We start from the raw sequence: 23732 nt of genomic DNA on the forward strand, positions 1-23732 counted from the left end.
GGAGGAGCGATCGCCGCCGCTTGCGCGGCCATGAAAAAACGCCGGCAAGCCGGCGTTTTTCGCAGGGGCGGCAGGCGCGTTTCAAGCCTCGGCGCTGAGATGGGCCACGACGTTGAAGCCTTCCTGCGGGCTGGGCGGCACGAAGTAGCGGGTGATGTGGTCGAACTCCGCCTCGCTGACGCTGAACGGGTGGGAGCCCTTGGCGTTGCGCTGGCGCAAGCGCGCCTTGCAGGCCTCGTCGCTGACGTCCAGATGGTGCAGCTGGTGGGCGGCGCCGCTGGACTCGATCAGCTCGCGCATCCAGCGACGGCTGTCCAGGGTGTTGGCCGGCATGTCCAGCACCACGGACAGGCCCTGCCGCAGCAGAGCGGAGACATGGGGCGCCAGCGCGTCTTTCAGCGACTGCGAGCGGCGCACATAGTCGGTCAGCGTGCGGATCTCGCCGGGATAGAGCTTGGCCAGCCAGTCGTCTTCGCTGATCAGCACGGTGCGGGGCTGATCGGACAGGCGGCGGGTCAGCGTGGACTTGCCCGCCGCGATTTTGCCGCAAACCAAGTGCAGTGTCGCCTCAGTGGCCGTATCTTTGAATTGTTCATTGCTTGGCATGACAGTCTCCTTGGGAGAGGGGCATATATGAAAAAACCCGCCGGTTGGGGCGGGTTGCCGGGCTTCGTCTGGCCGCGCGCCAACCCGCCTCAAAAAAAGGCGTCAATCCAATCTTGGCTGGAGAAGGGGGCGAAACGGCGCATAGTGGCCTTATGGTGGCCGCTTGGGCCGGCCTTGTCAAACCGCTGAGGCGGGCCGGCCGGCGCGATATCCGGTAGACTGGACCGATGTGCGTCAATTATCTATGTCCCCATCCGGATCAACTGCCGTTGTTCGGCGTGGAGGCCGGCGAGCTGCTTTGGCAAGAAGAGGCCTGGCAGGATTACGCCGCGCCCTTCATCGTGGCCGGCCGCCGGGGCCTGGAGCCGCGGCTGGGCAATTACGGCCTGGTGCCCAAGCGTCATCAGCCGGAGGGCATGCGGCTGTCCACCACCAACGCGCGTTCGGAAACCGTGGCCGAACTGAAAAACTTCCGCTACCCGTGGCGGGCCGGCCAGCGTTGCCTGGTGCCGATGCGGGCCTTTTTCGAACCCTCGTATGAAAGCGGCCGCGCGGTGCGCTGGCGCATCGGCCTGGCCGACGACGCGCCGTTCGCGGTGGCCGGGCTGTGGCGGGCCTGGTCGGAGCCGGACGGTTCGATCAGCCACGCCTTCACCCAATTGACGGTCAACGCCGAGGCGCACGCGCTGATGCGCCGCACCCACAAGCCGGAGGACGAGAAGCGTTCGCTGGTGATTGTGCGGCCGGAGGATTACCAGGCCTGGCTGACGGCGCGGAGGCCGGAGGACGCGCAGCGCTTGCTGCGGCTGTATCCGGCGGAGGAGATGCGTGCCGAGGACGCGCCGCTGGCGCCGCGCCAGGGCGCGCCCAAGCCGGCGCCTCAGCCGCTGCCGCGAACCTTGGGTTTGTTCGACTGAACGCCGTATGAGCAAAGCCGCGAATGCTGGCGGGTATCGCTTATGGCTCCTCCCTCCCTACGCGCGGCGGTTTGCCATGGGTAGGGTGGGTGGAGCGTAGCGATCCCGCGCGGAGGTCTGTCGCAGAGGCCTGGGGCAGCCAGGATGCGCGGTTTTCTGTGCGCCAAGCCAGGTTCAGCGCACTGAAAAAGAGCTTAGATCATCGCCTTCGGATCCACCCACTGATCAAACTGCTCCGCCGTCACATAACCCAGCTCCAGCGCCGCCTGCTTGAGGGTGCCGCCGTTGGCGTGGGCCAGCTTGGCGATGGCGGCGGCCTTGTCATAGCCGATGTGCGGGTTGAGCGCGGTGACCAGCATCAGCGATTGCTCCAGCAATTGCTCGATGCGCGGGCGGTTGGCCTGCATGCCGCGCACGCAATGATGGTTGAGGCTGTCCATGCCGTCTGACAGCAGGCGCGCGCTTTGCAGGAAATTGTGGACAATCAGCGGCTTGAATACGTTCAATTCGAAATTGCCGGAGGCGGCGCCGATGGACAGCGCCACGTCGTTGCCCAGCACCTGGCAGCACAACATGGTCATCGCCTCGCACTGAGTGGGGTTGACCTTGCCCGGCATGATGGAGCTGCCCGGCTCGTTTTCCGGGATCAGCAATTCGCCCAGGCCGCTGCGCGGGCCGGAGGCCAGCCAGCGGATGTCGTTGGCGATCTTGATCAGCGCCGTGGCCAGTTGCTTGAGCGCGCCGTGGGAGTGCACCAGCGCGTCGTGGCCGGCCAGCGCGGCGAACTTGTTGCCGGCGCTGGCGAAGGGCAGGCCGCAGGCGCGATTGAGCTCCGCGGCCACGCGCGGGCCGAACTCCGGATGGGTGTTGAGGCCGGTGCCGACGGCGGTGCCGCCCACGGCCAGCTGGTAGAGGCCGGGCAGCGCGGCGCGGACGGCGTGTTCGGCTTGCTCCAGCTGGTCCACCCAGCCGGACAGCTCCTGGCCCAGGGTCAGCGGAGTGGCGTCCTGCAAATGGGTGCGGCCTATCTTGACGATGTCGGCGAAGGCGGCCGCCTTGTCCGTCAGCGCGGCGCGCAGCCGGCCCAGCGCCGGCAGCAGCCTGTCGTGCACCGCGCGCGCGGCGGCCACGTGCATGGCGGTGGGGTAGATGTCGTTGGAGGACTGGCCGCGGTTGACGTCGTCGTTGGGGTGGACGAGCCGGCCCGGGCCGCGCTCGCCGCCCAGCAGTTCGGACGCGCGGTTGGCCAGCACCTCGTTCATATTCATATTGCTCTGAGTGCCGGAGCCGGTTTGCCATACCGACAGCGGGAAGGCGTCCGGATGTTTGCCGGCCAGGACTTCGTCGGCGGCGGCGACGACGGCGTCGGCCTTGTTCGCCGGCAGTTTGCCCAATTCGCGGTTGGCCAGCGCGGCGGCGCGTTTGACCTGGGCCAGCGCCAGGATCAGTTCCGGCGGCATGGTTTCGCTGGAGATGGCGAAGTGGCCGAGCGAGCGCTGGGTCTGCGCGCCCCACAGCGCGTTGGCGGGGACTTCGATGTCGCCGAAGGAATCGTGTTCTATTCTGTGTGTCATGGCATGCCTTTCGCACGGGAATGAGGTTTCGATTGTATGCTAAATGCAAGTTAAGGGCTGAACCATTGACCCTTTTCCCGGTCTGAACATGAGGCGGAGCGCCTCGGACAGACCGCTTGTCGAGGCGCTCCCATGGTTTTCGCCCTTGAGTGCGTGTTTACGATCTCGCGAGACCAGGCGAAAACCGCTGAGAAAGCAAATGCGCAGGTGGCGCATGAGCGTTTCGAAGCGGGTTTCAAGGCCTTTGTCTAACATCCCGCCGCGGCGCGGCGGGTCGTAAACAGGTTCTTAGCTTGCATCTTGGCTTTCAACAGGAGTCCTTCATGTCGCTTCGTTCCGAATCCACTTTGCGTTCCTTTACCCTGGCCTCGGGCCAGTCCTGTCAATTCCATTCGCTGCCGGCGCTGGCGGAGCTGGGCGTCGGCGATGTCGGCCGGCTGCCGGTGTCGCTGCGCATCGTGCTGGAGTCTTTGCTGCGCCACCTGGACGGCCAGCGCGTAGCCGAGGAGCATGTGCGGCAGTTGGCCGGCTGGCGGCCGCAGGCGCCGCGCAGCGAGGAGATCCCCTTCGTGGTGGCGCGCATCGTGCTGCAGGATTTCACCGGCGTGCCGCTGCTGTGCGATCTGGCGGCGATGCGTTCGGTGGCCCAGCGCTTCGGCAAGCCGCCCAAGCGCATCGAACCGCTGGTGCCGGTGGACCTGGTGGTGGACCACTCGGTGCAGATCGACCACTTCCGCGAGAACAACGCCTTGGACCTTAACATGAAACTGGAATTCCGCCGCAACGCGGAACGCTACCGTTTCATCAAATGGGGGATGCAGGCCTTCGACACCTTCAAGGTGGTGCCGCCGGGCATCGGCATCGTGCACCAGGTGAACCTGGAGTATCTGGCGCGCGGAGTGTTGAGCAAGGGCGGGGTCTATTACCCGGACAGCCTGGTGGGCACGGATTCGCACACCACCATGATCAACGGCCTGGGCGTGGTGGGCTGGGGCGTGGGCGGCATCGAGGCGGAGGCCGGCATGTTGGGCCAGCCGGTGTATTTCCTGACGCCGGACGTGGTGGGCGTGCATTTGAAAGGCCGGCTGCGCGAGGGCGTGACCGCCACCGATCTGGTGCTGACCGTGACCGAGATGCTGCGCAAGGCGCAGGTGGTGGGCAAGTTCGTGGAGTTCTACGGCGCCGGCGCGGCCTCGCTGACTCTGCAGGATCGCGCCACGCTGGCGAACATGGCGCCGGAGTACGGCGCCACCATGGGCTTCTTCCCGCCGGACGAGCAGACAGCCGCCTATCTGACCGCCACCGGCCGCAGCGAGGCGGAAGTGGACGCGTTCCGCCGCTATTTCCAGGCGCAGCAAATGTTCGGCATGCCGCAGGAGGGCGAAATCGATTACAGCAGCGTGCTGGAGCTGGATCTGGCCACGGTCGCGCCCAGCGTGGCCGGCCCGCGCCGGCCGCAGGACCGCATCGCCCTGCCGGACTTGAAGACGCGTTTCAACGAGCTCTTGCACCAGCCGGCCAAAACCGGCGGTTACGGCAAGGAGGGCGCCGGCGGCTTCAGCGGCAAGCTGCGTCATGGTTCGGTGTTGATCGCGGCGATCACCTCTTGCACCAACACCTCCAACCCCGGGGTGATGCTGGCCGCCGGCCTGCTGGCGCAGAAGGCGGTGGCCAGCGGCCTGAGCGTGGCCGGTCACATCAAGACCTCGCTGGCCCCCGGCTCGCGGGTGGTGACCGACTACCTGGGCAAGGCGCATTTGCTGGCGCCGCTGGAGCAGCTGGGGTTCCGCGTGGCCGCCTACGGCTGCACCACCTGCATCGGCAACGCCGGCCCGCTGGAGCCGCAACTGGAGAGCGAGGTCAGCGGGCAGGACCTGATCTGCGCGTCGGTGCTGTCCGGCAACCGCAATTTCGAGGCGCGCATTCATCCGGCGATCAAGGCCAACTTCCTGATGAGTCCGCCGCTGGTGGTGGCCTTCGCCATCGCCGGCCGGGTGGACATCGATCTGGAGCATGAGCCCTTGGGCGTCGGCGTGGACGGCAAGCCGGTGTATCTGCGCGATGTCTGGCCCAGCCAGCAGGAGGTGGGCGCCGCCTTGCTGCAAGCGACGGATGCGACCACGTATCGCCGCTTGTACCAGGATTTCGCCAGCGGCAACCCGCTGTGGAACGATATCGCCGCCAGCGCGGGCGAGGTCTACGGCTGGGAGGCGTCCAGCTATATCGCCGAACCGCCGTTCTTCCAGGAGTTCGCGATGCAGCCCACGGCGCAGCCGCCTATCCGCGGCGCGCGCGCCTTGGCGATCTTCGGGGATTCGGTGACCACCGACCACATCAGCCCGGCCGGTTCGATCAAGCCGAGCTCGCCGGCCGGCCTGTATCTGCAAGGGCAGGGCATCCAGCCCGGCGATTTCAACAGCTACGGCTCGCGGCGCGGCCATCACGAGGTGATGATGCGCGGCACTTTCGCCAATGTGCGCATCCGCAACCTGATGCTGGCGCCGGACGCCGACGGCAAGCCGGTGGAGGGCGGCCTGACCCTGCTGCAGCCGGACGGCGAGCAAATGGCCATCTACGACGCGGCGATGAGCTATGTGCGCGCCGGCACGCCCACACTGATCTTCGCCGGCGAGGAGTACGGCACCGGCTCCAGCCGGGACTGGGCGGCCAAGGGCACGCGCCTGCTGGGCGTGCGCGCGGTGGTGGCCAAGAGCTTCGAGCGCATTCACCGTTCCAATCTGGTGGGCATGGGGGTGTTGCCGCTGCAGTTCCTGGACGGGGACAGCGCCGCCGGCCTCAAGGGCGACGAAACCTTCGAGCTGCGCGGGCTGGAGGACGGCATCGCGCCGCAGCAGCGGGTGCATTTGCTGATCCGAGACGCCGCCGGCGGCGAACGCGAACTGCCCTTGCTGCTGCGCATCGACACGCCGGTGGAGGTGGATTACTACCGGCACGGCGGCATCCTGCCCTATGTGTTGCGTCAGTTGCTGGCTTGAGCGCCGACATCTGACCGCGTTTTAAAGCACAACAGCCGCTTTGAGCGGCTGTTGTGCTTTGGCGGAGCCGCGCGGCTTCAGCTGCGGCCCAGCTTGAAGTTTTGCCAGAAACGGCCGTAGATGCGCAGGGTTTCCTGGCCCACGCTCTTCTGAATGAAGCTGTTTTTCAGGTCTTCGGAATTGGGGAAGATGGAGCGGTCGTTCAGGTACTGTTTGTTGACGAACTGCCGCGCCGGCAGGCTGCCCGGGGCGAAGGTCACGGTATTGGCGTTGTCCGCGGCGATCTTGGGCTCCAGGCTGTAGTTGATGAAGGACAGCGCGTTGGCCACGTTCTTGGCGTCCTTGGGGATGGCCATGCTGTCTACCCAGATGGCCACGCCCTGTTTGGGCATCAGCGGAACCACCTTGACGCCGTTCTTGGCGTCCGCGGCGCGGCGTTTGGCGATGTTGAGGTCGCCGCCGTAGCCCATGGCCAGGCAGACTTCGCCGCTGGCCATGTCGTTGATGTAGCCGGAGGAGGAGATGCGGGTGACGCTGGCGCGCATGGCGTTGAGCTGCGGCATGATGGCGCGGTAGTCGGCTTCCTTGGTGCTGCCCGGGTCCTTGCCGAAGTAGTGCAGCGCCATCGGGAAGAACTCGGACGGGGAGTCCAGAATGCTGACGCCGCAGGATTTGAGCTTGGACACGTACTCAGGTTTGAACAGCAGATCCCATTCATTGGCCGGCAGCTTGCCGCCCAGCGCTTTTTTGACCTTTTCCTCATTGATGCCCAGGGTGATCACGCCCCAGAAATACGGCACCGCGTATTTATTGCCCGGATCGGACACTTCCATCATTTTCAGCAGCGCCGGGTCTATGTTCTTGTAGTTGGGGATCTTGCTCTTGTCCAGCGGCTGAAACAGCCCGGCCTTGATGCCCAGGCCCAGCACATTATTGGACGGCACCACCAGATCGAAGCCGGAGCGGCCGGTCATCAGCTTGGCGTTCAGGGTTTCCATGCTGTCGTAGACGCTGTAATTGACCTTGACGCCGGTTTGCTTGCTGAAGGCCGGCACGGTGGTGGGAGCGATGTAGTCGGACCAGTTGTAGACGTTGACGGTATTGGCTTGGGCGTGGGCGGCGCCGGCGAGGCCGAGCGCGAGCAGACAGTGCTTCCAGGTATTCATGTTCTCTTCCTTCTCTCTCTTTGCATGGTTCTTTCCTGCGCCGTATCGCCAACGCGCGGCAGATCGTAAGCAGGTTCTTATGCGGCGGCCGGTAGGCCCGGCTCTGGCGCAAGGCGCCGGCGCGGGGCCGGATCTTGCCGAGCCAGCATATCGCCCCGCGCTGGTGGCGTCTATTATTTTTGCCATTTGATGTTTTTGTGTTAATTATCTGCATATTCCATGCAACCACGCCTGACGCGCGCGGTCCTGCCATAAGCGGGACCGGCCGGCGGACACGGCGGGACGCGCGCATTCGCGACGGCGCTTGAGCGCCGACGCGGGCACATAACAAGGCGAGGGCCGACGTTGCGACGCGGCCCCGGACAAAGGAGATGCACCATGCGTAATGTTGACAACGCGCTGCCGGCCCCGGACGGGGGAGGCTTGAGCGCCAAGGGTTTGCCCGCCGGCTCCATCGGCATTCTCGGGCTGGTGGTGATCGGCATTTCCGTATGCGCGCCGGCGTACACGCTGACCGCCTCGCTGGGGCCGGCGGCCTCCCAGGTGGGCAAGCAGATGCCGGCGGTGTTTTTCGTCAGCTTCATTCCCATGCTGTTGGTGGCGATAGGCTACCGCGAGCTGAACCGCGAGATGCCGGACGCCGGGACGTCCTTCACCTGGGCCACGCGCGCCTTCGGGCCGTGGATAGGCTGGATCGCCGGCTGGGGGCTGGTGGTGTCCACGGTGCTGGTGCTGTCCAACACCGCCGCGGTGGCGATGGATTTCATGTATCTGGCCTTGGGCCAGGCGCTGGGGCGGCCGGACATCGCGGCCCTGCCTGACAACACGGCGGTGAATATCGTCTCCTGCCTTGGCTTCATGGCGGTGGCCACCTGGATTTCCTGTCGCGGCCTGCAATCCACCAAACGGGTGCAGTATGTGTTGGTGTCGTTCCAGGTGCTGGTGCTGGCCTGGTTCGCATGGGCGGCGTTCAGCGCCGCCGCCGACGGCGGCCATCCGTATTCCATTCCGGTGGAGTGGAGCTGGTTCAATCCCTTCGCCGTGGAAAGCTTTTCCCAATTCGCCGCCGGGGTGGCGGTGTCCATCTTCGCCTATTGGGGCTGGGACACGGTGGTGACCATCAGCGAGGAGACCACCGGCGACAAGCGCGCCAATCTGTCCGGCAAGGCCGCCACGCTGGTGATGGTGCTGCTGGTGGGCTCTTATGTGTTGATCAGCGCGGCGGTGGTGTCCTTCGCCGGCGTGGGCACGGACGCCTCCGGCCTCGCCAACCCGGCCATCGCCGCCAATGTGTTCACCGCGCTGGCCGGGCCGGTGATGGGGCCGGCGGCCATTCTGCTGTCGCTGGCGGTGATGTCCAGTTCCGCGGCCTCCCTGCAGTCCACCTTTATGTCGCCGGCGCGCACCATGCTGGCGATGGGCCATTACCAGGCCTTGCCGGCCAGATACGCGGTGGTGGAGTCTCGCTTCAAGGCACCGGCTTACGCCACCGTGGTGTCCGCGCTGGTGGCTTCGGCGTTTTACGCGGTGATGCGGGTCTTGAGCGAAAACGTGCTGTCTGACACCATTACCGCGCTGGGCATGATGGTGTGTTTCTATTACGGCCTGACGGCCTTTGCCTGCGTCTGGTATTTCCGCAAGCAGGCGTTGACTTCGGCGCGCCATTTCCTGTTGCGCGGCCTGTGCCCGGGGCTGGGCGGCGTCCTGCTGTTCGTCGCCCTGATCCGCACCACGCTGGACAGCATGGATCCGGCTTTCGGCAGCGGCTCGCATATCGGCGGCCTGGGTCTGGTGTTCATCCTGGGCGTGACGGTGGCCTTGGTCGGCCTGCTGCTCATGCTGTACATGTACCGCAAGCATCCGGCCTTCTTCCGCGGCGAGGTGCTGAAGAAGGGCACGCCGGTGTTCAGCTTCGACGAAAAAATCTGAGCATCTGTTTGCGATCAGCTGCGCGTCGGCGGGGTGGTGTTGAAACCCGCTGAGCGCGCGCAAATGAAAAGCCGCCCGGGAGGGCGGCTTTGATGTTTGACTCGCGCCGGCGGCTCAGATGCGGAAGAAACGCACCGCCTGATGCAGGTTCTGGGCGATGTCGGACATCGAGCGCGAGCTGTCCGCCACATTGCTGACGATGGCGGTGTTTTCCTCGGCCATCTGCGCCACCTTCTCCATGTTCTGGGCAATCTCGGTGCTGGCCAGCTTCTGCTCCTGCACCGCGCTGACGATGGTGCCGGTGCTGTCGGTGGATTTGGCCACCGCCTGTTCGCCTTCTTGCAAGGCGGCTTCAACGGTGGAGACAAAGGATTGGCTGCTGCTCAGGGAGGCGAGGCTGCTGGTGATGGCGTCTTCCAGTTCCACCGACTGGGTGCCCAACACATGGGTGACCTGATCGATTTCCTTGGCGGATTCCGCCGAGCGTTCCGCCAGCACGCGCACTTCGTCGGCCACCACGGCGAAGCCGCGGCCCAGTTCGCCGGCGCGCGCGGCTTCGATGGCGGCGTTCAGCGCCAGCAGATTGGTCTGATCGGCGATGTCGCGCACCTGGCTGGTCATGCTGGTGATCTTGCGGGTGTTGGCGACGAAGTTCTTCACCGCTTCGGCGATGCCGTTGACCGCTTTCTCGACATTGTCGACTTCCTTGATCAGCAGGCTGAGCTGGGCGGTGCCGTTCTTGGCGGTGACCAGGCTGGTCTGCGCGTGTTCGCGCACTTCCTGGGCGGCTTCGGCCACGTGGCTGATGCTGACGGTGAGCTCTTCCACCGCGGCGGCGGAGCTGGCGGCGGCCTGGCTTTGCTGATGGGAGGCGGTCAGCACCTGGTCGGCGGATTCGGACAGCTGGCCGGCCACGCTATTGGCTTCTTCCGCGCCTTGCTGGACGTTGCCGATGGCTTTCACCAGTTGTTCGCGCATATCGGCCAGCGCGGCGATAACCTGGGCCGGCTCGTCCTTGCCGTCCGGCTGCAGCTCGATGCGCAGATTGCCGGCGGCCACTTCGCGCGCGGCTTCCACCGCGCTGTTCAGCGGGCGGGTGATGGAACGGGTCAGCAGCCAGCCTATCAGCACGGCCGCGCCCAGGCAGATGGCGGTGATGGTCAGCGAGGTGGCGCGCACGGCGGTGGCGCTGGTTTCAGCGTCCTTGCGGCTGTCCTGGGCGCGGTCGGCCAGCGCCTTGCTGAGGGCTTCCACCTTTTGTTCCAGCTGGTGGATCAGCGGGCGGTGCTCCCCGACCATGAAGGCTTCCGCCTCCTTGTTCTGGTTGGCCATCGCCAGCGCCATCAGCTTTTTAGTGGGGGCGTCCAGCGCCTCCTGGGCCTGGCCCACGTCTTTGAGCAGGGCGGCGGTGGCCGGTATCGGCGGGAACTTGGTGAAGTGGTCTTCCAGCGCCTTTTCGGCGTTGTTGAAGGCCTTGATGGTCTGGTCGGTCTGCGCCTTGATCTCGGCCATCTTGGCCGGATCGGTTTCAATGATCAGATCGCGCGCGCCGATGCGCTGCTGCTGCAGGTGGTGATCCAGCTGAGCGACTATCAGCAAGGATTCCAGCCGGTTGTCGGTGATGTCCTCCATGCTGTCGCTGATGGAGGAGAGCCCGTTGAGCATGACCACACTCATGATCAGCACCAGGGCGATCAGCGCGCCGAAGGCGAGGGCGAGTCTTTGTCCAATGCGCAGGTTTTTCATCAGTTTGTCCCGTGGTGACTTTATTGTGGTGCTTCCAATTTAATATATTTATGAAGTGATCAAAAAGTGAATAATTACTTATAGGACAGCGGATAAATTTTTGGAGACGTTTTTGCGTCTTCGCGCAAAAACCATGGGCATGAGGCGGCGCGCCGGCGAGGCGGGCCGGGGCGCGGCGCGGCGGCGGCGCTTATGCGACGGGTATGAAAAAAGCGGACCGGGGTCCGCTTGCTCTGGCTTGCCGCATTTTGCGGCTTACTTCTGGATTTGCGCCTTGGCTTTCAGCTCGGCGATCAGCTTTTCCACGCGGCCGCCCATGATGCGCTGGGTCAGCTGCGGGCGGATGTCGTCCAGCGCCGGCACATTGCGTTGCACGCGGGCGTCGTCCAGCTTGATCACGTGCCAGCCGAACTCGGTCTTCACCGGCTTGGCGGTCACTTCGCCCTTGGACAGCTTGGTCATGGCTTCGGAGAACGGCGCCACGAAGGTGCCGGCTTCCTGCCAGTCCAGATCGCCGCCCTTGTCCTTGCTGCCCGGATCCTGGGACTTCTCCTTGGCCAGCTTGTCGAAAGACTTGCCTTTCTTCAGCGCGTCGATCACCGCCTTGGCTTCGGCCTCGGTCTTCACCAGGATGTGGCGAGCGTGGTATTGCTTGGTTTCCGGCACGCTGGCCACCAGCTTGTCGTATTCGGCTTTCAGATCGGCGTCGCTGACCGGATTGGACTTTTCATAATCCTTGATCAGGCGGTTGGCCAGCGCCATCGCTTGCATATTGGCCAGTTCGGCGGCGAATTCCGACGACTTGTCCAGACCCTTCTTCACGGCTTCCTGGCGCAGCACTTCGGCGGTGACCAGTTGATCCTTGACCATGTCGCGCGCTTGCGGGTTGGCCGGCTGGCCCTGGGCTTCCATCATCTTGACCACGGCGTCGATGCGGGCGTCGGTGATGGCCTGGCCGTTGACGACCGGGCCGGCAACCACGATGGCGCTGCCGGCGAAGGCGGCGACGAGGGCGCTGGTCAGCAAGATTTTACGCATATTCTTAGATGTCCTGATGGGTTGGTTTATTGGATCTTGGCCTTGGCGCGCAGGTCTTCCACTGCCTTGGCGATGGCTTCTTCTTGCAGTTGGCGGCCGATTTGCGGCTTGGCCTCATCCAGCGACGGAAGCTTGGCGTCACGAATGTCTTCCACCTTGAACACATGCCAGCCCAGCGGGGACTGGTAGGGCTTGCCGCTGGTCTGGCCTTTGCGGATGTCTTTCAGCGCGGCGGCCAGCGGCGGGTCCATGCGGTTGAGGTTGCCCCAGCCCATTTCGCCGTTGCTTTGCTTGGCGTTGGGGTCGATGGAGCGGGTCTTCACCAGTTCGTCGAACTTGGCGCCTTTTTTCAGATCGGCGATCGCCTTCTGCGCGTCGGCCTCGCTCTTCAGCGTGATCTGGCGCGCGTGGACTTCCTTGCTGCCGGTCTGCTGGGCGGCGAGCTTGTCGTAGACGCCCTTGATCTGAGCGTCGGTCACCGGCGCCTGTTTGGCGATGTCGGCGAACAGCGCTTCGCGCAGCATTTCATTGCGGATGTCGTCCAGGCGCTGGGTGAACAGCGGTTGCTTGTCCAGCTGGCGCTTGCGCGCTTCCTGCAGAATCACTTCGCGGGTGATCAGCGAGGTTTTCAATTGCTCGCGCAGCTCAGGGTTGTCCTGGGCCTTGCCGCCGCTGCTTTGCACGATGTTGGCGACGGCCGCGTCCAGTTCCTTCTTGTCGATGGCGGCGCCGTTGACCACGGCGATGGATTCCGCGGCGGCGGGCAGGGCGACGGAGGCGGCCAGCGCGAGGGCGGCGATGCGGGAAAGCTTCATGGGGTATCTATCCTTCTTATGGAATCAAGTCAGATTTCTTCTGGCGTGAACGCTCTGATGGCCAGAGCGTGCACCTTGGTTTGCATCAAGTCGCCCAGCGTTTCGTAGATCAGCCGGTGGCGATGCACGCGGCTCAATCCCTGAAAGCGGGCGCTGACGATGGTTAGCGTGTAATGTCCGCCGCCGTCGCGCGCGCCGGCGTGTCCGGCGTGCAAGGCGCTGTCGTCCTGGATGTCCAGGTGTTCCGGCGTCAAGGCCTGCAAGGCGGCGCTGAGCAGTTCAACCGTGGCGCTCATTGCGGAAACACCTTGAGGAAGGGTTTGACGCTGACGTCGGCGTAGACGCCGGCCGCCACGTAGGGATCGGCGTCGGCCCAGGCCTGGGCGGCGTCCAGCGATTCGAATTCCGCGACGATCAGGCTGCCGCTGAAACCGGCCGGGCCGGGGCTGGCGCTGTCGATGGCGGGACAGGGGCCGGCCAGCACCAGGCGGCCGGCGTCCTGCAGCGCCTGCAAGCGCGCCAGGTGGGCCGGGCGGGCCTCCAGCCGGCGCGGCAGCGAATCTTCATGATCTTGGCCGATGATGGCGTAAAGCATTATTTCTTTTCCTCAATGTATTTGGCGAGGAACAGGCTTTGGGCGATGACGAAGGCCAGCATCAGGCCCAGGCCGCCAAACAGTTTGAAATTGACCCAGACGTCTTCGCTGAAGCGATAGGCGACAAAGAGGTTGAGCGCGCCCATGAAGGCGAAGAAGCCCACCCAGGCCCAGGTCAGCTTGCGCCAGACCGGGGCCGGCAATTGCAGCTGCTGGCCCATCATCAGCTTCAGGCCGTTCTTGCCCAGGAAGTCGCTGATCAGCAGGCCGGCGCCCATCACCCAGTACAGCACGGTGGGCTTCCACATGATGAAGTGCTTGTCGTGCAGCAGCAGGGTGGCGCCGCCCAGCACCACGATCAGGCCCAGGCTGACCCACTGCATGGTGTCCACCTTGCGGTGGCGCAGCCAGGTCCAGCCCACCAGCAAGGTGGTGGCGGCGATGGCGACGCCGGTGGCGATGAACATGTCGCGGCTCAGCCAGTAAGTGGCGAAGAACAGGACGACGGGAAACAGGTCGGTGAAGAATTTCATGCGCACGATTATGGGGGCGGCCCGGCGGATATTCAAGCCGGGCAAGGGTTGAAGAGTGAGGTGCGGGTTCTTGATCCGGCCGGCGCCCGCGAACGGGGCGCCGCCGGAGCGGCCTTTAGCGCGGGGCCTGGGTCTGCTTGACCACGCTCATCGCGCTGGCCACCAGCGAACCGACGTCGGCGACGTTGGCCGGCAGGATGATGGTGTTGTTTTCCTTGGCCAGTTTGCCGAAGGCGGCCACGTATTGTTCGGCCACTTTCAGGTTGACCGCTTCCAGGCCGCCCTCGGTGTGGATGGAGCTGGCCACGCGCTTGATCGCGTCGGCGGTGGCGTCCGCCACCAGGCGCAGCGCTTCGGCCTCGCCCAGCGCCTTGTTGATGGCGGCTTGCTTGTCGCCCTCGGAGTTGTTGATGGTGGCTTGCATCTCGCCCTGGGATTTCTGGATCGCCGCTTCGCGCGAGCCGTTGGCCAGGTTGATCTGCTCCATCTTCAAGCCTTCGGACTGGGCGATGCGCGCGCGCTTCTCCCGTTCCGCGGTGATCTGCGCCTGCATCGCGTGCAGGATGTCCTGCGGCGGCACCAGGTCCTTGATCTCGTAGCGCAGCACTTTCACGCCCCAGTTGACCGCGGCCTCGTCCAGCGCCGCCACCACGGTCTGGTTGATCTCGTCGCGTTCCTCAAAGGTCTTGTCCAGCTCCATCTTGCCGATCACCGAGCGCAGCGTGGTTTGCGACAGCTGGGTGATGGCGATGATGAAGTTGCTGGTGCCGTAGGAGGCGCGCTGGGCGTCGGTCACCTGGAAGTAGAGGATGCCGTCCACTTTCAGCTGGGTGTTGTCGCGGGTGATGCAGACCTGGCTGGGCACGTCCAGCGGCACTTCCTTCAAGCTGTGCTTGTAGGCGATGCGGTCGATGAAGGGAATGATGATGTTGAGGCCGGGCGCCAGGGTGCCGTGATAGCGGCCGAGGCGTTCGACGATGTAGGCGTTCTGCTGCGGCACCACGGCCAGCGATTTGAACACGAAGACGATGACGGCGGCGAGCAGGATCAGGGGCAGGAGTTCCATGGGTCTTATTGTTCCGGTTGGGTTGAACTGATTTTGAGCAGATTGCCGTCGCGGCCGACGATGTAGGCGGTGGCGCCGGCTTCCAGCGCGGCGCCGTCGACGGGAGACGCGTCCCAGGCCGCGCCGCGGTATTGCACGCGGACGTGGCCGGCGGGGGAGGCGTGGAGGATTTGCACCGGCTGGCCCAGATCGGGATCGTCCGCGCGCGGCTGGGCGGCGGCGGACGGATGACGGCGCTTGTAAGCGTAAACCAGCGCCACGCCGATCACGCCGGCAAGGCTGGCGATCACGTATTGGCTGGCCTCGGCCGCGCCCAGCCAAGCGGCAGCGCCGCCGCACAGCATGGCGACGGCGACGACCAGCAGGTAAAAGGTGCCGGAGAAGAACTCGGCGATCAGCGCGATCAGCGCGCTGGCAATCCAGATGGCGGTTAGCGGCAAAACAATGCCCTTGTCAAATTGAAGCGCTCATTTTCATGCCATCGCCGCAGAATGACAAGCGAGCGGGCGTCGACCGTCAAAAAAACAGGCGGACGCCTAGAGCCGGTTTACGGTCTCGCTCTTGCTCGCGAGACCCTGAAGCGGTTCTCAGACATGATCCTTGTCCGGCAGGTAATGAGACAGGCGAGCCTCTTCCTCCTCATCCAGCCAGAATTTGTCCAGCATGAACCAGACCACGGCAAGCAGCGAAGCGAGCACGACAAGCAGGATGATCATGGCTTTGGCTCCTCTAAGGTGAACAAGGCGCATTCCCGTTTTCATTGTAGTGCTTGCCCGGGCGCTTTGCCGGCGCTGGGGTACAATCCACTCCTTCGGACAGTCAGAGGGGCGGAATGTTCCATTTGCAAGCGTCGGCCCAGGCCGAGATCGAAATCAAGAAGAGCCGTTTCATCGGCATCGTGCAGCCGGTGAGCAGCCGGGAAGAGGCGTTGGCGCGGCTGGCGGAGATCCGCGCGCAATGGCCGGACGCGCGCCATTATTGCGCGGTGCTGCTGTGCGGCGCGGATTCCATGCTGGACGACGACGGCGAGCCTTCCGGCACCGCGGCGCGGCCGATGTACAACGTGTTGCGGCATAAGGACGTTTGCGATGTGCTGGCGGTGGTGGTCCGTTATTTCGGCGGAATTAAATTGGGTGCGGGCGGCTTGGTCAGAGCCTACACTCAAGCTGTCAACGCCGCGATGGACGCGGCCAGCCTGACGGCGGTGGTGCCGCGCGGCGATTACGCGGCGACGGTGGATTTCGCCGGCGAGGCGCGGCTGCGCCATTTGTGCCAAGAACTGGGCGTGCCGGTATCGGCGCCCGTTTACGGCGAGCGGGTGAGCTTGACGCTGAGCCTGCCGCTCGCGGAGGCGGAGGCCTTGCTGGCGGCGTTGACGGACGGGATGGCCGGCGCGCTGGAGGTGTCGCCGGCCGACTGAAGCGCCGTACGGCGCGGGCGGGGCCGCGCCGGCCCTTCAAGAGGGAGAGAGGGAACTCATGTCGCAACAGCAATATCGCCTGGTGACGCGCAGCGATTTCGACGGACTGGTGTGCGCGGTGCTGCTCAACGAACTGAATATGATCAACGAGATCAAGTTCGCCCACCCCAAGGACATGCAGGACGGCAAGGTGGAGATCACCGAGAACGACATCACCACCAACCTGCCTTACGTGGCGGCGGCGCATCTGGTCATCGACCACCATCTTTCCGAAACCCTGCGCAATTCCAGCGCGGACAATTACGTGATCGACCCCAAGGCGCCGTCGGCGGCGCGGGTGGTGTACAAGCACTTTGGCGGCAAGCAGGTGTTTCCCAATATCAGCGACGAGATGATGGAGGCGGTGGACAAGGCGGATTCCGCGCAGTACACCTTGCAGGAAGTGCTGCATCCGTCCGGCTGGGTGCTGCTCAACTATCTGATGGACGCGCGCACCGGCCTGGGGCGCTTCAAGGAGTTCCGCATCAGCAATTACCAGCTGATGCTGGACTTGATCCGTTATTGCCGCGACCACAGCATCGATCAAATCCTGGCCTTGCCGGACGTGCAGGAGCGGGTGGAGCTGTACGCCAAGCACGAGGCGCTGGCCAAGGAGCAGATCCGGCGCTGTTCCCGCGTCTACGGCAATCTGGTGGTGTTGAACCTGCTGCATGAGGACGTGATCCATCCCACCAACCGCTTCATGATTTACGCGCTGTTCCCGGACTGCAATATCTCCATCCACCAGCTATGGGGCGTCAACCGGCAGAACACGGTGTTCGCGGTGGGCAAGTCCATCATCAACCGCAGCTCGCGCACCAATGTGGGCGCGCTGATGCTGCAGTATGGCGGCGGCGGCCATGAAGCGGCCGGCACCTGCCAGGTGGGCAACGACCAGGCCGAAGATGTGCGCGACGAACTGGTCGCGCGCATCCGCGGCCACGGCTGAGCGCCCATTGACGATGGTGCGGATTAAGGCGTGACAAGGCGGTGCGGCTGAACTCGCCGTGCCGCGCCTCATCACGCGCCGCAGCTCGTATCAGGCCAGCTGTTGCAGCACTTCCAGCGCCTGGTGCAGGTCCTGGCATACCGCCAGCGCGTGATGGGTCTGGTCCGCCGGCGGCGTGACCAGGTCCGGCACCAGAATCACCCGCATGCCGGCGGCGACGCCGGCGTGCAGGCCGTAGATCGAGTCTTCCAGCACCACGCAGCGCAGCGGATCGACGCCCAGCTTGCGCGCGGCGGCCAGGTAAACGTCCGGCGCCGGCTTGGTGTGGGCGACTTCGTCGCCGGCCACCACGATGTCGAAATAACGCGATAGCCCGGTGCGGCCCAGCTTGATGTCCGCCAGCTGACGCTGGGTGGACGTGGCCACCGCGCGCGGCAGGTTTTGTCCGCGCGCCCAGTCCAGCAGCGCCTCGATGCCGCGCTTCAGCGGAATCTCCTCATGTTCCAGCATCTGCCAGTAATGCCGGCGGCCCACATTCTGCAGCGCGACGGCGTCGTCCTGGCTGCCCAGCCTTTCACTGAGGAATTCGGTGCAGCGGCGCATGGACAGGCCCACCATGTCCAGCAGCAGCTGATCGCTGAGCGTCATGTCCAGTTCGTCGGCGGCGCGGCGCCAGGACTCCATGGAAATTCTTTCGGTGTCTATCATCAAACCATCCATGTCGAACAGGATGGCGTCATAGTTTTGCGGCATGCGGACTCCTTTTCCGGGCTTCGACCTTAACCCGATCGCCCGGCTGCGGCAAGCGCTTCCCCTCTGGTATAGTGGGCCATCGCAAACGGCAGAGGAGGCGGATGTGCAATCGGTATTGGTGGCCAACCCCAAGGGCGGCAGCGGCAAATCGACCTTGGCGACCAATCTGGCCGGCTATTACGCCGCGCGCGGCAAGCGCGTGATGCTGGGCGATGTGGACCGGCAGCAATCCTCGCTGGGCTGGCTGGCGCAACGCGACGCGGCGTTGCCTTCCATCGCCGGCTGGGAGGTCAAGGCCGGAGAAGCGGCGCGGCCGCCCAAGGGCACGGAGGTGGTGGTGCTGGACAGCGCCGCGGGCCTGCACGGCAAAAAGCTGGCGGCCCTGGTGTCCCGGGTGGAGCGCATCCTGGTGCCCATCCAGCCGTCGCCGTTCGACATGTGGGCGAGCGAGGCTTTTTTCGAACAGCTGCTGGAAGAGAAGGCCATCCGCAAGAACAAGGCCTTCATGGCGGTGGTGGGCATGCGGGTGGACCCGCGCACCCGCTCCGCGCGCGAACTGGAGAAATTCCTGGCGGAGCATCAGGTGCCGGTGCTGACCTGGCTGCGGGACACCCAGCTTTACGTGCAGGCGGCGTCCAGCGGCTTGTCCCTGTTCGACCTGCCGCCGTCGCGCGCGCAGCGCGACCGCGAGGCCTGGCAGCCTCTGCTCAACTGGCTGGGCGAGGAGGACGGCAGCTGGTGCGACAAATGAAATGTTTTGTCTTGATCTGAAATAAAATCGCTTGACGTGAAGAAACCTGCGGCGTAAGGTGTGCCGGTAAGTGCGTGCGAGCCAAACGAGAGCGTCGCAGGGGACACTGTAAACGGGAGCCATCGAGCTCCCGTTTATGTTTGGGGCCCCTTGTTTTTTGACTCTTTTCCGCTTTGGGAGCACACGCATGATCAAGACAGAACTCAATTACGGCGACGTTTACCTGGTGCCGAAAAAAACCGTGGTGGACAGCCGCAAGGAGTGCGACACCTCGGTGCAATTCGGCCCGCGCCGTTTCGACATGCCGGTTTACGCGTCGAACATGAAGTCGGTGGTCTGCGCCGAAACCAGCGAGCTTTTCGCCGCTCGGAACTGGTTCTACACCATGCACCGCTTCAATGTGGACGCGGTGGCCTTTACCCGCGCCATGCAGGACAAGGGCCTGTTCGCCTCCATCAGCGTTGGCGTCAACGACGACACGCTGGAACAGCTGGCCGCGCTCAAGCAGGCCGGCCTCACTCCTGAATACATGACGCTGGACATCGCCAACGCCTGGTGCGTGAAGGCGGAGCGCATGATCAAGCACATCAAGCAGACCTTCCCCGAGACCTTTCTGATCGGCGGCAACATCGCCACCGGCGAAGCCGCGCGCGATCTGGAAAGCTGGGGCTGCGACGCGATCAAGGCCGGCATCGCCGGCGGCCGCGTCTGCATCACCAAGAACAAGACCGGTTTCCACCGCCCGATGATTTCCACGGTGCAGGACTGCGTGGCCGCGGTGTCCGTGCCGGTGATCGCCGACGGCGGCATCGTCGAGCACGGCGATATCGCCAAGGCGCTGGCCTGCGGCGCCAGCATGGTCATGGCGGGCTCGCTGTTCGCCGGCTACGACGAATCCGCCGGCGAGATCGTCGAGATCAACGGCAAGCACTACAAGGAATACTTCGGCAGCGCCTCTCAGTTCAACAAGGGCGCCTACGTCAACGTGGAAGGCAAGAAGATCCTTGTGGAGTACAAGGGCAGCATCGGCAAGCTGCTGCGCGAACTGCAGGAAGACCTGCAGTCCTCGATCAGCTACGCCGGCGGCAACACCCTGCAGGCCTTGCGCGGGGCGGAACTGATCCAGGTTCGCCGCTGATCCGGGCGGCGCGGCTCAGGCGTGCTGCGCCGCCGGGTGCGGCGCTTCTTCTGCTTGCGGCTGGGCGCGGCATTGCGCCCAGATCGAGCACTCCAGCTGCATCGCCACCTCGTCGCGCTGATTGACGGTGGTCCAGCGCACCTTCACCACGCCGAAGCCGGGCTGGCTGTTGGAGCGGCGCTTGTCCAGCACCTCCACGGTGACGCGCAAGGCGTCGCCGGCGCGGGTGGGCTGGGGCCAACGCATCTTGTCGATCTGCATGCCGATCAAGCCGTTGGCCATCTTGCCCAGCTCGGTCTGGGTCACCAGCCGCATGCTCAGGCTGCTGGTCTGCCAGCCGCTGGCGGCCAGGCCGCCGAACAGGCTGTCCGCCGCACGCTGCGGATCAGTGTGGAAGTATTGCGGATCATACTGCCGGGCGAAGCCGATCAGCTCGTCCTCGCTCAATACATGGGTGGGGCTGTGGAACAGCTGTCCGGCTTTCAAATCTTCAAAATAGAGCATATCGACTTACGTTTGCGTCATCTCGAGCGCGCAGCTTAACGCGGCCGGCGAAACGGGTCAAAATCCCTGGTGCGTTCAGCCCAGCAAGGGGGATATTTTGTCGCAAGATAGACAGTTGGAAGTGTGCGCCGGCTCGCTGGCGTCTTGCCTGGCCGCCGCTCAGGGCGGCGCGGCCCGGGTGGAATTGTGCGCCAGCCTGGAAACCGGCGGGCTCACGCCGTCGCCTGGCATGATTGCGCTGGCGAGGCAGAGGCTGGACATTGGCCTGCATGTGATCGTGCGTCCGCGCGGCGGCGATTTTCTGTATTCGGATGAGGAGTTCGACGTGATGCGCCGCGACGTGCTGGCCTGCCGCGAACTGGGGGCGGACGGCGTGGTGCTGGGCCTGCTGACCGCGGACGGCGAGGTGGACGTGGAGCGCAGCCGAGAACTGGTCCAGCTGGCCGGGCCGATGACGACCACCTTCCATCGCGCCTTCGACATGGCGCGGGATCCCGAGCAGGCGCTGGAGCAGATCATCGCCAGCGGCTGCCGGCGCTTGCTGAGCTCCGGCCAGGCGCCGGACGCGCTGGCGGGCGCGGCCCTGATCCGCCGGCTGAGCCGCCAGGCAGGCGAGCGGCTGATCCTGATGCCGGGCGGCGGCGTGCGGCCGGACAATCTGGCCGAACTCGCGCGTGCCACCGGCTGCCGAGAATTCCACGCCTCGGCCCGGGTCAAGGTGACCAGCGCGATGCGCTACCGCCAGACCGGGATCAGCATGGGCGCGGCGGGTCAGGACGAGTACGACAGACGGGAAAGCTGCGCCGAAACCATACGGATCATGACGGATTTGCTGCGCGGCCTGGATTGACGCTTGTCGGACGGCACGCATTTGCAGGATGATGCTGACATTTCCGGCCGCGGACCATTCAAGAGCCGCGGACCAAAATCTGAACCAAGGCGCGCCGACGCAAGCAGTGCAAGCCGTACGATCAGGAAGCGCAATGCAGGATCAGGGGTTTTGTCAGCGGTTTTAAGGAGCGCAAGATGAGCAAGCCGTCGCATGTGGTCAATATCGACCAAGTGGAAGCCGTGGACTACCGGGAGGGCGAAGGGTGGGGCGGCAGCTATCATCCGCTGACGCCGGCGCTGGACGCCTTGCCCGGCCGGCTGGGCGCCAATCTGACCCGTCTGCCGCCGGGGCATGCGGGCTGCCCCTTTCATTCCCACGCCCGCGAGGACGAGATTTTCTATGTGTTGTCCGGGCGCGGCGTGCTGCGACTGGGCGACAGCCTGCAGGAAATCGGGCCCGGCGACTGCATTTCCTGTCCGGCCGGCACCGGCGTCGCGCATCAAATCGCCAACCCCTTCGATCAGGACCTGGTCTACCTCGGCATCGGCGTCAACGACCCGCACGAGGTCTGCGTCTATCCGGACAGCGGCAAGGTGCTGGTCCGCCATCTGAAGCAGGTGGGGCGGCTGGAAAGCGCGCCGTACTACGACGGCGAGCCGGCGCGCCCCGGCATCTTCGACATGCTGGAGCGGGAACAGACGCTGGTCCGGAAATAGCCGGCTTGGCATGCGGCCGCGGCATGAGCGATAACGGAACCATCGTTCCTCCATGGATAAGGCAATGAAGAGGCGGGCATTGAGCCGCGCGGCGGCGGTGTTGGCGCTGGCGTGGCCGCTGGGCGCGGCGGCGGAGCCCTTGTCGTTCTGCTATGAGGATCAGGCTTCCTATCCCTGGCTGGACGGCCGCGGCGGCGGGCTGGACATTCAGTTGATCAAGCATGTGCAGAGCGCCTTGAAGCTGGAGCTGTATTTGCATCCGATGCCGTGGCGGCGCTGCATCAATATGCTGCGCCAAGGCAAGATGGACGGCGCTTTCGCCGCCAGCTTCGTGCCGGAGCGTTCGCAATGGGGGCTGTACCCCATGCTGCCGGACGGCGGACCGGACGCCGGCCAACGGCTGCACAGCGCCAGTTATTCCTTGTATCGGCTCAAGGGCACCACGGTGGATTGGGACGGCGCGCGCCTGTCCAGCGGCATGGCGCCGATAGGCATGCAGACCGATTTCTCCATCGGCCTCTTTTTGCGCAAGCAGCAGGTGGAGATAGACGACAGCAACCGCGATCCGCTGGCCATTCTGCAAAAGCTGCGCCTGAGGCGCTTGAGCGGAGCGGCCTTGCAGACGCCGCGCGCGGAGCAGATCCTGCGCGAGCATCCCGAGCTGACGGAGACGATAGAGCGCTGCCGGCTGCCCTTGGAAGAAAAGCCCTATTTCCTGATGTTGTCGCGCCAATTGGCGCACCGCGAACCCAGCCTGCCGGGCAGGATCTGGGCGGAACTGGAGCGGCAACGCGAGTCGCCGGCCTTTCTCGCCCAGCTGCGGGCGCTGGGCGCGCACCGCGACGCCGGCGGCGCGGCGCACAAATGATGATGGATTGTTCAGCGACTGCTTGCTATCAAAGTTAAAGCTTTTGCTTTATTATTTTCCGCTCCTTGATTTCCTTAGGAATCCCCATGCATAAGAAAACGCTTTTGGCCGCCGGCTGTCTATGGCTGGCCGCCGGTCCGGCCTTGGCGGAGGCCTGGTCCTATCCCGGTTGGCAGGACGGCCGAGACACCCGCGTCAAGGCGCTGGCCCTGCTGCAGACCTTGAACGCCACCTTGCTGAGCAATAGCAGCGCCACCCGCACCTTGCAGCAATGGTGCGCGGATCACCGGATGGCGTCTCCGGCGCAGATTCGCGCCTTGCGCAATCCGGCGGATCACAAGGAAGCCAGCCCGGAAGTGCGCGCCCAGTTGCAGGCGCGGCCGGACGAGCGCATCGCCTACCGCCGGGTGCGGCTGGCTTGCGGCGAGCATGTGTTGTCCGAGGCCGACAACTGGTATTTGCCGTCCAAGCTGAGCGCGGAGATGAACCGCCAACTGGACGGCAGCGACGTGCCGTTTGGCCGCGCGGTGGCGGCGCTGAACTTCCGCCGGCAAACCGAGGAAGTCAAATTGCTGTGGTCGCCGTTGCCGGCGGGCTGGGAAATGAAGCCCGCGGCTCAGGGCGTCGCCGCCGGCGGCCTGGATATCGCGCCGGAAGTGTTGCAACACCGCGCCGTGCTCTACCGCGGCAGCGACAACGCGCCGTTCAGCGTGGTGGTGGAGACGTATCAGCGAGACGTCTTCGCCTTCCCGCTGGCCTATTGAGGCCGCGTCGAACGAGT

The 23732-nt window shown here is 64.8% G+C and carries 25 protein-coding genes; 11 read left to right on the forward strand and 14 right to left on the reverse strand.

The window, feature by feature from the left end; all coding sequences use genetic code 11:
- Nucleotides 1-81 precede the first annotated feature (81 nt).
- The gene (locus JC616_RS10380) at nt 82-606 is read right to left on the reverse strand and encodes an AAA family ATPase (protein ID WP_107799303.1); all 525 of its coding nucleotides are present in this window, start codon (nt 604-606) and stop codon (nt 82-84) included.
- Between the two features lie 227 nt (nt 607-833).
- Between JC616_RS10380 and JC616_RS10385 the strand changes: the two genes are divergently transcribed.
- Nucleotides 834-1523, forward strand: coding sequence for an SOS response-associated peptidase (locus JC616_RS10385; protein WP_227108118.1), 690 nt, complete (start codon nt 834-836; stop codon nt 1521-1523).
- 194 nt (nt 1524-1717) lie between these two features.
- Here JC616_RS10385 and fumC read toward each other — a convergent pair whose 3' ends face one another.
- Nucleotides 1718-3097, reverse strand: coding sequence for a class II fumarate hydratase (fumC, locus tag JC616_RS10390; RefSeq protein ID WP_107799301.1), 1380 nt, complete (start codon nt 3095-3097; stop codon nt 1718-1720).
- A 323-nt stretch (nt 3098-3420) separates the two neighbouring features.
- Here fumC and acnA point away from each other — a divergent pair, with 323 nt between their 5' ends.
- Nucleotides 3421-6093 carry an aconitate hydratase AcnA gene (gene acnA / locus JC616_RS10395; RefSeq protein WP_227108120.1) on the forward strand — a complete coding sequence of 891 codons (2673 nt, stop codon included), beginning with the start codon at nt 3421-3423 and terminating at the stop codon, nt 6091-6093.
- A 77-nt stretch (nt 6094-6170) separates the two neighbouring features.
- Here acnA and JC616_RS10400 read toward each other — a convergent pair whose 3' ends face one another.
- A complete protein-coding gene (locus JC616_RS10400; RefSeq protein ID WP_107799299.1) occupies nt 6171-7259 on the reverse strand; it encodes a polyamine ABC transporter substrate-binding protein in 1089 nt (362 codons plus the stop codon).
- A gap of 378 nt (nt 7260-7637) precedes the next feature.
- On the opposite strand from JC616_RS10400, the gene JC616_RS10405 reads away from it, so the two are divergent.
- Entirely contained in the window at nt 7638-9188 is a 1551-nt protein-coding gene (locus JC616_RS10405) for an APC family permease (protein WP_227108122.1), read from the forward strand.
- Nucleotides 9189-9302: 114 nt separating this feature from the next.
- On the opposite strand, the gene JC616_RS10410 is transcribed toward JC616_RS10405, so the two are convergent.
- The 9 genes from JC616_RS10410 to JC616_RS24505 all read right to left on the reverse strand — a co-directional run bounded on the left by JC616_RS10410 (nt 9303) and on the right by JC616_RS24505 (nt 15697).
- The gene (locus tag JC616_RS10410; RefSeq protein WP_227108124.1) at nt 9303-10934 is read right to left on the reverse strand and encodes a methyl-accepting chemotaxis protein; all 1632 of its coding nucleotides are present in this window, start codon (nt 10932-10934) and stop codon (nt 9303-9305) included.
- A gap of 255 nt (nt 10935-11189) precedes the next feature.
- On the reverse strand, nt 11190-11972 hold the full coding sequence (locus JC616_RS10415) for a peptidylprolyl isomerase (RefSeq protein WP_227108126.1): 783 nt from the start codon (nt 11970-11972) through the stop codon (nt 11190-11192).
- 26 nt (nt 11973-11998) lie between these two features.
- Nucleotides 11999-12787 carry a peptidylprolyl isomerase gene (locus tag JC616_RS10420; RefSeq protein ID WP_107799295.1) on the reverse strand — a complete coding sequence of 263 codons (789 nt, stop codon included), beginning with the start codon at nt 12785-12787 and terminating at the stop codon, nt 11999-12001.
- A 29-nt stretch (nt 12788-12816) separates the two neighbouring features.
- Nucleotides 12817-13083: a BolA family protein gene (locus JC616_RS10425; protein WP_081544784.1), complete on the reverse strand. Its 267-nt coding sequence runs from the start codon at nt 13081-13083 to the stop codon at nt 12817-12819.
- A complete protein-coding gene (locus tag JC616_RS10430) occupies nt 13080-13382 on the reverse strand; it encodes a YciI family protein (RefSeq protein ID WP_227108128.1) in 303 nt (100 codons plus the stop codon). The genes JC616_RS10425 and JC616_RS10430 overlap by 4 nt, the downstream gene beginning before the upstream one ends.
- Nucleotides 13382-13915, reverse strand: coding sequence for a septation protein A (locus JC616_RS10435; RefSeq protein ID WP_107799293.1), 534 nt, complete (start codon nt 13913-13915; stop codon nt 13382-13384). Before JC616_RS10435 ends, JC616_RS10430 begins: the two co-directional genes overlap by 1 nt.
- Before the next feature lie 115 nt (nt 13916-14030).
- Nucleotides 14031-14981: an SPFH domain-containing protein gene (locus JC616_RS10440; RefSeq protein WP_107799292.1), complete on the reverse strand. Its 951-nt coding sequence runs from the start codon at nt 14979-14981 to the stop codon at nt 14031-14033.
- Between the two features lie 5 nt (nt 14982-14986).
- Complete coding sequence (locus JC616_RS10445) at nt 14987-15421, reverse strand: NfeD family protein (RefSeq protein ID WP_107799291.1); 435 nt, start codon at nt 15419-15421, stop codon at nt 14987-14989.
- A 147-nt stretch (nt 15422-15568) separates the two neighbouring features.
- A complete protein-coding gene (locus JC616_RS24505; RefSeq protein ID WP_255411645.1) occupies nt 15569-15697 on the reverse strand; it encodes a hypothetical protein in 129 nt (42 codons plus the stop codon).
- Nucleotides 15698-15813: 116 nt separating this feature from the next.
- On the opposite strand from JC616_RS24505, the gene JC616_RS10450 reads away from it, so the two are divergent.
- Together JC616_RS10450 and JC616_RS10455 are read left to right on the forward strand one after the other, a co-directional pair.
- A complete protein-coding gene (locus JC616_RS10450; protein ID WP_227108130.1) occupies nt 15814-16401 on the forward strand; it encodes an IMPACT family protein in 588 nt (195 codons plus the stop codon).
- Nucleotides 16402-16459: 58 nt separating this feature from the next.
- Entirely contained in the window at nt 16460-17389 is a 930-nt protein-coding gene (locus JC616_RS10455; RefSeq protein WP_107799289.1) for a DHH family phosphoesterase, read from the forward strand.
- A gap of 90 nt (nt 17390-17479) precedes the next feature.
- On the opposite strand, the gene JC616_RS10460 is transcribed toward JC616_RS10455, so the two are convergent.
- Nucleotides 17480-18142 (reverse strand): HAD family hydrolase, encoded by a 663-nt coding sequence (locus JC616_RS10460; protein ID WP_227108132.1) that lies wholly within the window; start codon nt 18140-18142, stop codon nt 17480-17482.
- A 103-nt stretch (nt 18143-18245) separates the two neighbouring features.
- Here JC616_RS10460 and JC616_RS10465 point away from each other — a divergent pair, with 103 nt between their 5' ends.
- Nucleotides 18246-18893 carry a ParA family protein gene (locus tag JC616_RS10465; RefSeq protein WP_227108134.1) on the forward strand — a complete coding sequence of 216 codons (648 nt, stop codon included), beginning with the start codon at nt 18246-18248 and terminating at the stop codon, nt 18891-18893.
- Between the two features lie 187 nt (nt 18894-19080).
- On the forward strand, nt 19081-20031 hold the full coding sequence (locus JC616_RS10470; protein ID WP_227108136.1) for a GMP reductase: 951 nt from the start codon (nt 19081-19083) through the stop codon (nt 20029-20031).
- A 15-nt stretch (nt 20032-20046) separates the two neighbouring features.
- Here the strand turns inward: JC616_RS10470 and JC616_RS10475 are convergent, their stop codons facing one another.
- A complete protein-coding gene (locus tag JC616_RS10475; RefSeq protein ID WP_227108138.1) occupies nt 20047-20535 on the reverse strand; it encodes a MaoC family dehydratase in 489 nt (162 codons plus the stop codon).
- A gap of 97 nt (nt 20536-20632) precedes the next feature.
- Here JC616_RS10475 and JC616_RS10480 point away from each other — a divergent pair, with 97 nt between their 5' ends.
- The 4 genes from JC616_RS10480 to JC616_RS10495 all read left to right on the forward strand — a co-directional run bounded on the left by JC616_RS10480 (nt 20633) and on the right by JC616_RS10495 (nt 23715).
- The gene (locus tag JC616_RS10480) at nt 20633-21385 is read left to right on the forward strand and encodes a copper homeostasis protein CutC (RefSeq protein WP_227108140.1); all 753 of its coding nucleotides are present in this window, start codon (nt 20633-20635) and stop codon (nt 21383-21385) included.
- A gap of 176 nt (nt 21386-21561) precedes the next feature.
- Entirely contained in the window at nt 21562-22083 is a 522-nt protein-coding gene (locus JC616_RS10485) for a cupin domain-containing protein (RefSeq protein WP_107799283.1), read from the forward strand.
- 64 nt (nt 22084-22147) lie between these two features.
- Nucleotides 22148-22951 (forward strand): type 2 periplasmic-binding domain-containing protein, encoded by an 804-nt coding sequence (locus tag JC616_RS10490; protein ID WP_227108141.1) that lies wholly within the window; start codon nt 22148-22150, stop codon nt 22949-22951.
- Between the two features lie 86 nt (nt 22952-23037).
- Complete coding sequence (locus JC616_RS10495; protein WP_107799281.1) at nt 23038-23715, forward strand: hypothetical protein; 678 nt, start codon at nt 23038-23040, stop codon at nt 23713-23715.
- Nucleotides 23716-23732 lie beyond the last annotated feature (17 nt).

It is taken from the genome of Chromobacterium rhizoryzae (assembly GCF_020544465.1).
Taxonomy (GTDB): Bacteria; Pseudomonadota; Gammaproteobacteria; order Burkholderiales; family Chromobacteriaceae; genus Chromobacterium.